Annotated in this window: 10 protein-coding genes; 8 read left to right on the top strand and 2 right to left on the bottom strand. The window is 51.4% G+C overall.

The genetic code is table 11. The annotated features are described in order from the left end of the window. Window positions 1-31 precede the first annotated feature (31 nt). Window positions 32-652 carry a TetR/AcrR family transcriptional regulator gene (locus tag M2403_RS23975; protein WP_152324966.1) on the bottom strand — a complete coding sequence of 207 codons (621 nt, stop codon included), beginning with the start codon at window positions 650-652 and terminating at the stop codon, window positions 32-34. A 344-nt stretch (window positions 653-996) separates the two neighbouring features. On the opposite strand from M2403_RS23975, the gene M2403_RS23970 reads away from it, so the two are divergent. After that, a complete protein-coding gene (locus M2403_RS23970) occupies window positions 997-1,614 on the top strand; it encodes a trimeric intracellular cation channel family protein (RefSeq protein WP_152324964.1) in 618 nt (205 codons plus the stop codon). A gap of 21 nt (window positions 1,615-1,635) precedes the next feature. On the opposite strand, the gene ligB is transcribed toward M2403_RS23970, so the two are convergent. Further along, window positions 1,636-3,390, bottom strand: coding sequence for an NAD-dependent DNA ligase LigB (ligB, locus tag M2403_RS23965; RefSeq protein WP_259231180.1), 1,755 nt, complete (start codon window positions 3,388-3,390; stop codon window positions 1,636-1,638). 221 nt (window positions 3,391-3,611) lie between these two features. On the opposite strand from ligB, the gene gmk reads away from it, so the two are divergent. The 7 genes from gmk (at window position 3,612) to M2403_RS23930 (ending at window position 12,705) form a co-directional block, all read left to right on the top strand. After that, a complete protein-coding gene (gene gmk, locus M2403_RS23960; RefSeq protein WP_217172246.1) occupies window positions 3,612-4,235 on the top strand; it encodes a guanylate kinase in 624 nt (207 codons plus the stop codon). Between the two features lie 54 nt (window positions 4,236-4,289). After that, the gene (rpoZ, locus tag M2403_RS23955; RefSeq protein ID WP_015699238.1) at window positions 4,290-4,565 is read left to right on the top strand and encodes a DNA-directed RNA polymerase subunit omega; all 276 of its coding nucleotides are present in this window, start codon (window positions 4,290-4,292) and stop codon (window positions 4,563-4,565) included. A 19-nt stretch (window positions 4,566-4,584) separates the two neighbouring features. Next, window positions 4,585-6,693, top strand: coding sequence for a bifunctional GTP diphosphokinase/guanosine-3',5'-bis pyrophosphate 3'-pyrophosphohydrolase (spoT, locus tag M2403_RS23950; protein WP_120509389.1), 2,109 nt, complete (start codon window positions 4,585-4,587; stop codon window positions 6,691-6,693). A 5-nt stretch (window positions 6,694-6,698) separates the two neighbouring features. Continuing rightward, window positions 6,699-7,397, top strand: a complete 699-nt coding sequence (gene trmH / locus M2403_RS23945) for a tRNA (guanosine(18)-2'-O)-methyltransferase TrmH (RefSeq protein WP_165061994.1) — start codon at window positions 6,699-6,701, stop codon at window positions 7,395-7,397. Continuing rightward, a complete protein-coding gene (gene recG / locus M2403_RS23940) occupies window positions 7,394-9,475 on the top strand; it encodes an ATP-dependent DNA helicase RecG (protein WP_259231177.1) in 2,082 nt (693 codons plus the stop codon). Before trmH ends, recG begins: the two co-directional genes overlap by 4 nt. A gap of 246 nt (window positions 9,476-9,721) precedes the next feature. Beyond that, entirely contained in the window at window positions 9,722-11,047 is a 1,326-nt protein-coding gene (locus tag M2403_RS23935) for a PTS sugar transporter subunit IIC (RefSeq protein ID WP_152324958.1), read from the top strand. A 266-nt stretch (window positions 11,048-11,313) separates the two neighbouring features. Then, window positions 11,314-12,705 (top strand): uracil-xanthine permease family protein, encoded by a 1,392-nt coding sequence (locus M2403_RS23930; RefSeq protein ID WP_259231175.1) that lies wholly within the window; start codon window positions 11,314-11,316, stop codon window positions 12,703-12,705. Window positions 12,706-12,835 lie beyond the last annotated feature (130 nt).

The raw sequence follows: 12,835 nt of genomic DNA, 5'->3' as shown, positions 1-12,835 counted from the left end.
GTAAACCCGTAACTCGAAATTTTTGTCGTGACTATTTTGCCAGACTGCGCAGAACCAGACCGGTAATGGCCTGAACGCGTTCTTCCAGTTGCTCCGGCGTTTTTTGTTCCAGTAACAGCGGGTGAGAGAACGGAGTCGTTACGCTGGTGATGGCCATACAGACTTCATCCAATGGCGTTTTACGTTCAAATTCGCCAGACTCACGCCCGTCGCTGACTATTTTTTCAACGATGGCATACATCATAGCCCGGTGATTTCGCGTGGATTTCCACTGCTGCGCAGAAGCTGTCGCAGCCAGGTCGTGTAACTTTCGATCCTGAAAGAAGAGATCCAGACTACGTGTTAACAACGTTTTAAAAATTGAACGCAGGCGCAGAGTTGCACTTTGGTCACTCTGGGCAATCAGCAGCAAAGCCTGATCAATCTGACCGACACGCTGGGAACAGATGGCTTCACCAATCGCCTGTTTTGACTCAAAAAATTTATAAATATAAGCACTTGAAACACCGATCGATTTCGCCAGATCCGCCACAGACGTTTTGGCATAACCATACAGACGAAAGTGCTCAAATGCCGCATCAATAATTTGTTCGCGCCGTTCGTGTTCAGCTGGTCCACGCTGAGTTAACGCAACCGGAATTTCGGGCTTCATACACTCCTCCGGACAGATAAAATCATTGGGTCTTGCGTCTTTTAGTGACGATTTTAAATAATCGTAACTTAAAAATAGACACTTTTCACCTTTATGGGAGAGACACTTCAGGTAGAAAACGAAAGAAGGATGAACAAACTGGCATGCGATAACTGTTTTTCTAATCTAAAATAAGCCAGAATCCTTCCCGAGCCTTTTGTTTAGCCTGACTGATGCGTAAATAACATTAGTTTTAATAATCTGAAATAAGATGCAAAAGAAAAATTCAATCGAGAGTTTATGAAAAGCTCATTACTCTACGCGGCTCCTGCTTTCTCACTTACTGATTTGTCCGGCGAACATTCATGTTACTCACAGTTCTTTATATTATTGGGATCACCGCAGAAGCCATGACGGGAGCTCTGGCGGCCGGGCGTCGTAAAATGGACTCCTTTGGCGTCATTATTATCGCAGCGGCGACTGCTATTGGTGGCGGCTCTGTTCGTGACATGTTGCTCGGACACTATCCTTTAGGTTGGGTTAAGCATCCGGAATACATCGTCATTGTTGCCGTTGCTGCCATTATGACGACCTGGCTGGCCCCACTGATGCAACATCTTCGCCGGCTATTTCTTGTGCTTGATGCCGTAGGCCTGGTGGTGTTTTCAATCATCGGGACGCAGGTTGCGCTTGATATGGGTCACGGCGCAATTATTGCTTCAGTCTGTGCAGTGATTACTGGCGTTTTCGGCGGCGTACTGAGGGATATGATGTGTAATCAGATCCCGCTGGTTTTCCAGAAAGAAATCTACGCAGGGATCTCTTTCGCCTCCGCCTGGGTTTATATCGGCCTGCAATACCTCGCGTTACCGCACAATCTGGTGGTGATCATCACCCTGCTTGTCGGTTTTATCGCACGTCTTATCGCGCTGCGCTTTCGTCTCGGCCTGCCGGTTTTCAACTACCCGCACTCAGACCATTAAGTTATCGGCTGGCTTTGTACACTACTGAAAAGCAGGCAGTTCTGCCTGCTTTAGCCGCTCGGCCAGCGCCATAACCTGCGGGTGATGAATAAAGCCGTAAACCTGACGGGCCCGTTTTTGCCCAACTCCGGCCTTTGTTTCCCAATCACCGGAAGTCAGTTGTTCCAGCTGACCCCAGTTTTGCCTTTGCTCCGCAAACTTCAGGGCAAAGGTAGGAAAACCCAATGCTGACAGCCAGTGTCTGAAACCTTTATCCCGTGCCAACTGGATTTGCGCCGCCAGCTTCTGCGCCTGCTTAACACTAATCCCCGGCACAGCCGCCATGTCCTTCTCATTCAGATTTAACCACGCCACCAGTGAATCAGCCGAAATCCTCTCGAACAGCTTTTGCCACGTCGCACCACCAAACCCGGCCATATCTAGTCCTTCAGGACCGCTTAGCCAGACAAGGCGCGAGAGAAACTGCTGCGCGCAACCGGGCTCCGGCGTGAAGCAAGAAAGCGCATCATATTGTTGTGGATCAGGAAGGTTTATTTCGGGGCGTTCGCTCACGCGCCACGTGACATCATCAAGCCGCGGGATCCCCTGACCGGCCAGACTGATAGCCACCTGATCACCGGGCAACACATCCCATGATTTAAAGCGGGCAACCGAGCCTACACTGACTTTACTCACCGATTTATCGTCCAGTTTCAGCGTCTTCAGGTTCAGAATTACGGTGACTTTTCCACTTCGCCCCGTGGTTGTTGTAATACCGGAGACTTCTGTGAGTTGTCTTGCGGGCGGGTATTTCCACGCAACTGCCCATGTAGCGGGTTTATTCATCCAGTATTTTCCGGATGGCTCTTCTTGCTGGCGGATCACCACGCCGTCGGTCGCAAAAGGCAGCGGCTGGAGAAACCAGGTATCCCGCCATTTCGATACATCTTCCACAGAGTTAACTGCAAGTGTGAATTGAGAAACTTCAGGGAAACCTAAAGCACTAAGTTTTTGGAGGTGTTCCTGCATATCGGCAGGCCCGTCAGGCCAAGACCAGATGAAGATGCCAAACTCACTGAGCTGATCGGATATCGAATTTCGCATCATGGCGCCCGCCACTTTCGATCTCGCATTCATGCCACCTTCAACACTTTGTTGATGACCGGTCATCTTCAAATACAGCTCGCCCTGCAATACCAGTTCCGGGCTTTTGTCGGCAATATTGAGTGGAATTGACGGAATGGAAGCCGCTTTAACCGTCCAGTTCTGGCCTTTAACACCATCGCCCCGGCTTAGCAGGGCCGCCAGTTTGCCATGCCGGTAAATCACCGAAACGGCCACACCGTCGACTTTAGGCTGCACCCAGAGATTTTTACGGCCGCGCATCCAGTCTGATACGCCCTGTTTATCGCGTAATTTATTGAGCCCGGTATGTGCTACGGGGTGAGCAATGGTGGCATCATCGCCACCCGGCACCGTAAGCTCAGGCAATGGCAATCCGGCGCACTGCAACCACTTACTCTGTTTCTGTCGCAGGTTATCGTAAACAGAATCTTCGATCGGGCTGCTTCCTGATTCATGGTACGCCTTGTCCCATTGAGCCAGTTGCTCCGAAAGCTTATGTGTTTCCCGGTTCAGCTGGGCCGCTGACCATGCAGGACAATCTTGCGGGAATATCTCACCGGCAACCGTTGGGAAAATAAAACAGAACACACTGATAAAAAGAATGAAACGGCGCATAAGCACCTCCTTGTGGGTGCCAGTAAACGCTGTCGATATTTTATCTGCCAGTGCCAATGTTCGTTCTTACGAGATGCTTTCCTGGTTATTTCATTCGTTGCTGTAATACAAAGAAATTTTGGAATACAGCGCGTAATTCCACAAAGTGGGGCTGTTTTCCCGGGCTTAGTTACGATGAAATACGTCGGAACGCTGCACCGAATGCGGCGAGCGTGTATACTGTGCGAGAGATCACTCTTCGCATACTTCCTATCAACCCATTCAGTTGAAACGTCATCATGGTTCAAGGCACGCTATATATTGTCTCCGCCCCTAGTGGAGCAGGTAAATCAAGTCTTATTCAGGCTTTACTTAAAACACAACCGCTCTACGACACACAGGTTTCTATTTCTCATACAACCCGTTCAATGCGACCGGGCGAGAAACACAGCGAACATTACTTCTTTGTCTCAAAAGAAGAGTTTCGCGAGATGATTGAACGTGATGCCTTTTTAGAACACGCAGAGGTTTTCGGTAATTACTACGGGACTTCACGTGAAACCATTGAGCAGGTTTTGGCGTCTGGCGTTGACGTTTTCCTGGATATCGACTGGCAAGGCGCTCAGCAAATCCGGAAAAAAATGCCTCAGGCACGCAGTATCTTTGTATTGCCGCCATCAAAAGATGAGCTTGATCGCCGCCTGCGTGGCCGTGGTCAGGATAGCGAAGAAGTTATCGCAAAACGTATGGCGCAGGCCGTTGCAGAAATGACGCACTTTGCCGAATACGACTATTTAATTGTGAACGATGATTTTGATCTGGCGTTATCGGATTTAAAAACCATTATTCGCGCCGAACGTCTGCGTCTGAGCCGTCAGCGGCTCCGTCATGACGGATTAATCACCAAACTATTGGCAGACTGAAGTCACTTTCAGTATTATGCCCAGTCTTTCGTCACCCTGTGGAGTAGCACATATATGGCACGCGTAACTGTTCAAGACGCTGTTGAGAAAATTGGTAACCGTTTTGACCTGGTGTTGGTGGCTGCTCGTCGCGCACGCCAGCTGCAATCTGGTGGTAAAGATCCACTGGTCGCTGAAGAAAACGATAAATTCACCGTTATTGCCCTGCGCGAAATCGAAGAAGGCCTGATCACCAATCAGATCCTCGACGTTCGTGACCGTCAGGAGCAACAAGAGCAGGAAGCCGCAGAGATTCAGGCAGTGACTGCCATCGCTGAAGGCCGTCGTTAATTAACGAAACGGATCTCACTTGTATATCTTTGAAAGCCTGAATCAACTGATTCAAAAATACCTGCCGGAGGAGCAAATTAAGCGCCTCGTGCAGGCTTACCTCGTGGCGCGGGATGCGCACGAGGGGCAGACACGCTCCAGCGGTGAGCCTTATATTACTCACCCGGTAGCCGTGGCCTGTATTTTGGCTGAAATGAGGCTCGATCATGAGACTCTGATGGCGGCGTTATTACACGACGTTATCGAAGACACGCCTGCAACTTACCAGGATATGGAACAACTGTTTGGCAAAAGCGTTGCTGAGCTGGTTGAAGGCGTTTCAAAGTTAGACAAGCTGAAATTCCGCGATAAGAAAGAAGCGCAGGCGGAAAACTTCCGCAAAATGGTCATGGCGATGGTGCAAGACATCCGCGTCATCTTGATCAAGCTCGCTGACCGTACCCATAACATGCGCACGCTGGGCTCTTTGCGCCCGGATAAACGTCGCCGCATTGCCCGCGAAACGCTGGAAATTTACAGCCCGCTGGCACACCGTTTGGGTATTCACCATCTGAAAACCGAGCTTGAAGAGCTGGGCTTCGAAGCACTCTATCCAAACCGTTATCGCGTTATCAAAGAAGTGGTGAAAGCTGCGCGGGGTAACCGTAAAGAGATGATCCAAAAAATCCTCTCTGAGATAGAAGGCCGTTTAACCGAAGCCGGTATTCAGTGCCGTGTAAGTGGTCGCGAAAAACACCTGTATTCGATCTATTGCAAAATGCACCTCAAGGAACAGCGTTTCCATTCCATTATGGATATTTACGCCTTCCGGGTGATCGTTAAAGACCTTGATACCTGTTATCGCGTATTAGGCCAGGCTCACAGCCTGTACAAACCGCGTCCGGGTCGGGTTAAAGATTACATCGCCATCCCCAAAGCCAACGGCTATCAATCCCTGCATACCTCTTTAATCGGCCCGCACGGTGTTCCGGTTGAGGTACAAATCCGGACCGAAGATATGGATCAGATGGCAGAGATGGGGGTTGCGGCACACTGGGCTTATAAAGAGAACAGTGAAACCAGCACGACGGCGCAGATTCGTGCGCAACGCTGGTTGCAAAGTCTGCTAGAACTGCAACAGAGCGCGGGTAACTCATTTGAATTTATCGAGAGCGTTAAATCGGATCTGTTCCCCGACGAGATTTACGTCTTCACGCCGGAAGGCCGTATTGTCGAATTGCCTGCGGGCGCGACACCGGTCGACTTTGCTTATGCCGTGCATACCGATATCGGCCATGCCTGTGTGGGTGCACGTGTCGATCGCCAGCCTTATCCGCTCTCGCAGCCGCTGACCAGCGGTCAGACAATCGAAATCATTACCGCGCCGGGCGCCCGTCCGAATGCAGCATGGCTCAACTTTGTCGTCAGCTCACGCGCTCGCGCCAAAATTCGTCAGATGCTCAAGAACCTGAAACGTGATGATTCCGTTTCGCTCGGCCGACGTCTGCTGAACCATGCGCTGGGTGCCGGTAAGAAATTGTCAGACATTCCGCCAGAGAATATCAAAAACGAACTCGACCGCATGAAGCTCGCGGCGATGGACGATTTGCTGGCTGAAATTGGTCTCGGCAACGCCATGAGCGTCGTCGTGGCTAAAAACCTGATGGGTGATCAGTCTTCAATGGCAACATCGGGCACACGTAATCTGCCAATTAAAGGCGCAGACGGCGTGCTGATTACCTTCGCGAAATGCTGCCGCCCTATTCCGGGCGACCCGATTATTGCTCACGTGAGTCCGGGTAAAGGACTGGTTATTCATCACGAGTCTTGTCGTAACATTCGCGGTTATCAGAAAGAACCTGAGAAATTCATGGCCGTTGACTGGGACGATCACCAGGAAACCGATCAGGAATTTATTGCGGAAATCAAAGTCGACATGTTCAACCATCAGGGCGCTCTGGCAAATCTGACCGCTGCGATTAACGCCGCGCAGTCAAATATCCAGAGCCTGAGCACTGAAGAAAAAGACGGCCGCGTATACAGTGCCTTTATCCGCCTGACGACCCGCGACCGCGTTCATCTGGCGAATATCATGCGTAAAATTCGTATCATGCCGGACGTCATCAAAGTTACCCGCAACCGAAACTGATTGTTATGACCCCAGAACGTTATGCGCGTATCCGTGAAATGCTTGCGGCCCGACAGCCAGACCTGACGGTCTGCATGGAACAGGTGCATAAACCGCATAACGTTTCTGCTGTCATCCGGACCGCCGACGCCGTCGGCGTTCACCAAATCCACGCGGTCTGGCCAACGACCCGAATGAAGACGTTAGTGTCTTCCGCTGCAGGCAGCAACAGCTGGGTTCAGGTCAAAACACACAAAACAATTCAGGATGCCGTCGCACAAATGAAGGCGCAAGGTATGCAAATTCTTGCGACCAACCTGTCTGAAAAAGCCGTCGATTTCCGCGCGATTGATTACACCCGCCCGACCTGCATTTTGCTGGGGCAGGAAAAAACCGGTATTACTCCCGAAGCGCTGGCTCTTGCAGACAGCGATATTATTATACCGATGATCGGGATGGTACAGTCGCTGAATGTGTCTGTGGCCTCCGCTTTAATCCTGTACGAAGCTCAGCGTCAGCGTGAAAATGCCGGAATGTATACTCGCGATAAAAGCGTTTTAAGTGAGAAAGAACAGCAACGTCTGCTCTTTGAAGGTGGCTATCCGGTCTTATCTCATGTGGCACAACGTAAGAAATTACCGCGCCCGTTCATTGATGAGAAAGGTCAAATTATTGCTGATGATGAATGGTGGTCAGCGATGCAAATGACGGTGAAAAAAAGATGAAAGGCCGCCTGCTCGACGCCATCCCGCTGACGTCGCTTTCCGGCGTCGGAGCCAGTCAGGCAGACAAACTCGCTAAACTCGGTCTTGAAACTATTCAGGATTTATTGCTACATCTCCCTTTACGTTATGAAGACCGTACCCGCCTCTACACCATCAATGATTTACAGCCCGGCATTTTCGCGACTATAGAAGGCGAAGTGCTGCGCAGTGATATCAGTTTTGGCCGCCGCAGAATGCTGACCTGTCAGATAAGTGACGGCACCGGCATGGTGACATTACGCTTCTTCAATTTTAACGCCGCGATGAAAAACAGTCTGGCTGCAGGCCGTCGTGTCACCGCGTATGGTGAAATTAAACGCGGCACAATTGGCGCCGAAATTATTCATCCGGAATATCGTATTCAGGGTGAAAACAGCGAAGTGGTTTTGCAGGAATCGCTGACGCCAGTTTATCCGACAACGGAAGGCATCCGTCAGGCCACACTGCGTAAACTGACCGATCAGGCGCTGGAATTACTCGATACCGTGCCCATCGCTGAACTGTTGCCGGAAGAACTGAGCCGCTCGTTAATTCCGCTTCCACAGGCGCTGCATTTACTGCACCGGCCGCCACCAGATATTCAGCTGGCCGATCTGGAGAAAGGACATCACCCGGCACAACGACGTCTGATTATGGAAGAGTTGCTGGCGCACAATCTCAGCATGCTGGCCGTTCGCGCCGGCACGCAAAGCTATAAAGCCATGCCGCTGCATCATGACGATCGCCTGAAAAATCAGTTTCTTGCCTTGTTGCCGTTCAGCCCGACCGGCGCACAACAGCGCGTGGTGGCTGAAATCGAACAGGATTTGGCAAAAAACTATCCGATGATGCGTCTGGTTCAGGGCGACGTCGGTTCAGGTAAAACGCTGGTAGCGGCACTTGCCGCGCTTTGTGCGATTGCGCAGGGTCAGCAGGTCGGGCTGATGGCGCCCACAGAATTACTCGCCGAGCAGCATGCTAATAATTTCCGTCAGTGGTTCGAACCGCTGGGTATTCAGGTCGGATGGCTGGCCGGAAAACAAAAAGGCAAAGCCAGACTGGCGCAGCAGGATGCGATTGCCAGTGGTCAGGTTTCGATGGTCGTCGGGACTCACGCGATCTTTCAGGAACAGGTTCTGTTCTCCTCATTATCGCTGGTGATCATTGATGAACAACACCGCTTTGGCGTTCATCAGCGGCTGGCACTATGGGAGAAAGGTCTGCAACAGGGATTCCATCCGCATCAGCTGATCATGACCGCAACGCCAATCCCGAGAACGCTGGCGATGACCGCTTACGCCGATTTGGATACGTCTGTAATCGATGAACTTCCACCTGGCAGAACGCCGGTAACGACGGTTGCGATCCCTGATACTCGCCGCAGCGATATCATCAGCCGCGTGAAAAGCGCCTGTGAGCAGGAAAACCGCCAGGCTTACTGGGTTTGTACGCTGATTGAAGAATCCGAAATGCTGGAAGCTCAGGCAGCGGAAGCCACATGGGAAGGGCTGAAAGAAGCGCTGCCTGCGCTGAATATCGGGCTGGTTCATGGCCGGATGAAAGCGCAGGAAAAACAAGCCGTTATGCAGGCGTTCAAAAAGGGCGAGGTGCAGCTTCTGGTGGCGACAACCGTCATCGAAGTGGGCGTCGACGTGCCCAACGCCAGCCTGATGATCATCGAAAACCCGGAGCGCCTCGGGCTGGCGCAGTTACACCAGCTACGTGGCCGCGTCGGGCGTGGTGCTGTCGCATCCCACTGCGTGTTGTTATACAAAACACCGCTCAGCAAAACAGCGCAGAAGCGCTTGCAGGTTTTACGCGACAGCAACGATGGTTTTGTCATTGCTCAGCAGGATTTAGAAATCCGCGGGCCGGGTGAATTACTGGGCACGCGCCAGACAGGTAGCGCTGAATTTAAAGTGGCTGACTTGCTGCGCGATCAGGCTATGATCCCCGACGTACAGCGCATTGCACGATATCTCCAGCAGCAGTTCCCCGATCATGCCAAAGCGCTAATTGAGCGCTGGCTGCCGGAAAGAGTGCGTTATACCAACGCATAATTCTTATGCTTTTCGACTTTTCTTTTTCTATCTGAAACGCCAAAACATTATTGAAAATGATATTTTGGCTTCAATGTATTAACTCAACTTTTGCTCATTTCTGCCTCAAAACCATCAAGCCTTCTGGTTATTTGATGACCTTCACAGACTGGGGTAAAGTCGGTAACCGGTTTCACACCCCGCCACTACACTGATGATAATTAAGGTAAGCCTGTCAGTTCCCCTCACCATAAGGCCAAAATCATCATGAGTATCAGCCAGTCCCTCTTTGATTTTATAGAACAGAAAATCAGCCCGTTTGCGGCCCGGTTATCTTCCCAGCGCCATGTCATGGCGGTGCGTGACGGGTTTATTTCAGCAATGCCGTTTATGATTGTTGGGTCCTTTTTGCTGGTTTTTGTACATCCACCTTTCTCTCCTGAATCCTCATGGGGATTTGCCCGAAGCTGGCTGGAATTGTCGGCAAAATATGAAGTACAGATTCTGACGCCATTTAATATGACGATGGGGATTATGTCGATCTACATCGCTGCGGCCATTGCCTACAATCTGGCGCGAAGCTACAAGCTTGACCCGTTTATGACCGCGATGCTGTCGCTGATGTCTTTTCTGCTGGTGGCTGCGCCTCAGATTGATGAAAAAATGTCTACAGCCGCACTGGGCGGCGTAGGGATTTTCACCGCAATTCTGGTGGCGATTTATGTGACCGAACTGACACGCTTGCTGAAAAAATACAATATTGGCATACGTTTACCCGAGCAGGTTCCTTCCAACATCAAGCATTCGTTTGATTTGCTGATCCCGATTATTGCGGTGGTGGTGACTCTTTTCCCGCTGAGTTTGCTGGTGCAGTCGGGCTTCGACATGCTGTTACCGCAGGCAATTATGGCGCTGTTCGAGCCGTTGATTTCCGCCGCTGACTCCCTGCCCGCCGTACTTCTGGCGGTACTGATTTGCCATCTGCTGTGGTTCGCCGGTATTCATGGTTCGGCTATCGTGTCAGGAATGTTGCAGGCTTTCTGGCTAACCAATCTGGGGTTGAACCAAACGGATCTCGCCGCAGGTTTGCCGATGACGCACATCATGACCGAAGCGTTCTGGAACTTCCTGATCGTCATCGGCGGCTCCGGCGCGACAATGGGACTGGTGCTGCTGTTTTGCCGCAGTAAGTCCGCGCATCTGCGTACAATGGGGAAACTCAGCCTGGTTCCCAGCTGCTTTAACATCAATGAGCCGGTGATTTTCGGCACGCCGATTGTCATGAATCCGGTATTTTTCATTCCCTTCCTGCTGGCACCGATGGTGAATGCCGTTATTGCCTACACCGCTGTCTCAACCGATCTTCTGCCGCATATGATTTCGCTGGTTCCCTGGACGTCCCCTGCGCCGATAGGTGCTGCCTGGGCAATGGGTTGGGACTTTAAAGTGTCACTTCTGGTCATCATGCTGATGGCGCTTTCGATGGTGATTTACTATCCGTTCTTCAAGGTTTATGAGAAGCAGTTGCTGACGCAGGAAAAAGCAGCGGAAGCTGAAGCCGTGTTTACGGAAAAAGCAGAGGCTACTCAGTAAGCGATAAGTGAAGAAACAGAAAGCCTGAAACAGGCGCCGTAGCTTTTATCCCGGCGCCTGTTTTTCTTCAGTCTCCCACCGGAATTACCCGATTTCCCGTACAAAACGGAACAAGACCTTCTCAGAAAAAACCTCAGCCGGGCAAACAGTTCACAAAAGATTTTTTAACGAAGATTTCACAGTTTAAATTGTCGTTAGCAAACGTTTGCTTTTGTCGCGTATTTCAATAAAAATGCCCGCTTTGCCGCTTATTGGAATGCCATAACATGAGTTCGCAAACCACAGAACAAGACTCTCAGCAACCAGACCTTTCCCCCCAGCCAAAAAGTGAACTGATTTACCGGCTCGAAGACCGTCCGCCAATACCTCAGACTCTCTTTGCCGCCTGTCAGCATTTACTGGCGATGTTTGTCGCGGTGATCACCCCCGCATTACTGATTTGTCAGGCGCTGGGATTACCTGCGCAGGACACTCAGCACATTATCAGCATGTCGCTATTTGCTTCGGGCCTGGCTTCCATTCTGCAAATTAAAACCTGGGGTCCCGTCGGTTCCGGACTGCTTTCAATTCAGGGCACCAGCTTTAACTTTGTCTCGCCGCTGATTATGGGCGGTCTGGCACTGAAAAACGGCGGCGCTGACGTTCCGACAATGATGGCCGCGCTCTTCGGCACATTGATGCTGGCGTCCTGCACCGAAATCGTTTTGTCGCGTTTCCTGCACCTTGCACGCCGCGTCATCACCCCGCTGGTTTCCGGCATCGTCGTCATGATTATCGGTCTTTCGCTGATTCAGGTCGGGCTGACGTCAATTGGTGGCGGCTATGCGGCGATGAGTAATCATACTTTTGGCGCGCCTAAAAACCTGATTCTGGCCGCCGTCGTTCTGATGGTTATCATTCTGCTCAACCGCCAGCGTAATCCGTATATGCGTGTCGCTTCTCTGGTTATCGCCATGGCGGTAGGGTATCTGGCGGCCTGGATGATGGGCATGTTGCCTGACGTGGCACCAGCCGCGCAGAGCAACTGGATTACGTTACCGACGCCGTTGTATTACGGCCTTGGCTTCGACTGGAATCTGCTCATCCCGCTGATGCTTATCTTTATGGTGACGTCGCTGGAAACCATCGGTGATATCACTGCGACATCTGACGTTTCCGAGCAGCCGGTCAGTGGCCCTCTGTACATGAAGCGCATCAAAGGCGGCGTGCTGGCTAACGGCCTGAACTCAATGCTCTCTGCCGTATTCAATACCTTCCCTAACTCCTGTTTCGGCCAGAACAACGGCGTGATTCAGCTGACCGGCGTAGCCAGCCGTTATGTTGGCTTCGTGGTTGCGCTGATGCTGATCGTACTGGGGCTTTTCCCTGCGGTTGCCGGGTTTGTGCAGCACATTCCTGAGCCCGTTTTAGGCGGCGCAACCATCGTGATGTTCGGTACGATTGCCGCTTCCGGCGTGCGTATTGTTTCCCGCGAGCGCCTGAACCGCCGCGCGATTATGATCATGGCGCTTTCACTGGCCGTCGGCATGGGCGTTTCCCAGCAGCCGCTGATCCTGCAATTCGCGCCAGACTGGATTAAAACGCTGCTGTCATCCGGCATCGCGGCGGGCGGGATTACTGCGATAGTTCTGAATCTGGTTTTCCCTCACGAAAAGTAATCACGGGATGTAATCCACGTGCAACAGCGGCAGCGGGTCTGGAACCCCTGCCGCTTTTTATTGTCTCCCTTCTGCTAACCTGTTGAGAAAAGTCGCTGTTTGCGGCATAAACAAAGAATCTTTTTTCCTT

The sequence above is a fragment of the Rahnella sp. BIGb0603 genome, from assembly GCF_024808755.1.
GTDB lineage: Bacteria > Pseudomonadota > Gammaproteobacteria > Enterobacterales > Enterobacteriaceae > Rahnella > Rahnella contaminans.
Note: the sequence above shows the minus strand (reverse complement) of the source record. Positions and strands in the feature narration are given on the sequence as shown.

Bases quoted from the DNA above. Each gene is read 5' to 3' on its own strand.
- M2403_RS23975 (WP_152324966.1), bottom strand. From the start codon at position 652: ATGAAGCCCGAAATTCCGGTTGCGTTAACTCAGCGTGGACCAGCTGAA.
- M2403_RS23970 (WP_152324964.1), top strand. From the start codon at position 997: ATGTTACTCACAGTTCTTTATATTATTGGGATCACCGCAGAAGCCATG.
- gmk (WP_217172246.1), top strand. From the start codon at position 3,612: ATGGTTCAAGGCACGCTATATATTGTCTCCGCCCCTAGTGGAGCAGGT.
- rpoZ (WP_015699238.1), top strand. From the start codon at position 4,290: ATGGCACGCGTAACTGTTCAAGACGCTGTTGAGAAAATTGGTAACCGT.
- trmH (WP_165061994.1), top strand. From the start codon at position 6,699: ATGACCCCAGAACGTTATGCGCGTATCCGTGAAATGCTTGCGGCCCGA.
- recG (WP_259231177.1), top strand. From the start codon at position 7,394: ATGAAAGGCCGCCTGCTCGACGCCATCCCGCTGACGTCGCTTTCCGGC.
- M2403_RS23935 (WP_152324958.1), top strand. From the start codon at position 9,722: ATGAGTATCAGCCAGTCCCTCTTTGATTTTATAGAACAGAAAATCAGC.
- M2403_RS23930 (WP_259231175.1), top strand. From the start codon at position 11,314: ATGAGTTCGCAAACCACAGAACAAGACTCTCAGCAACCAGACCTTTCC.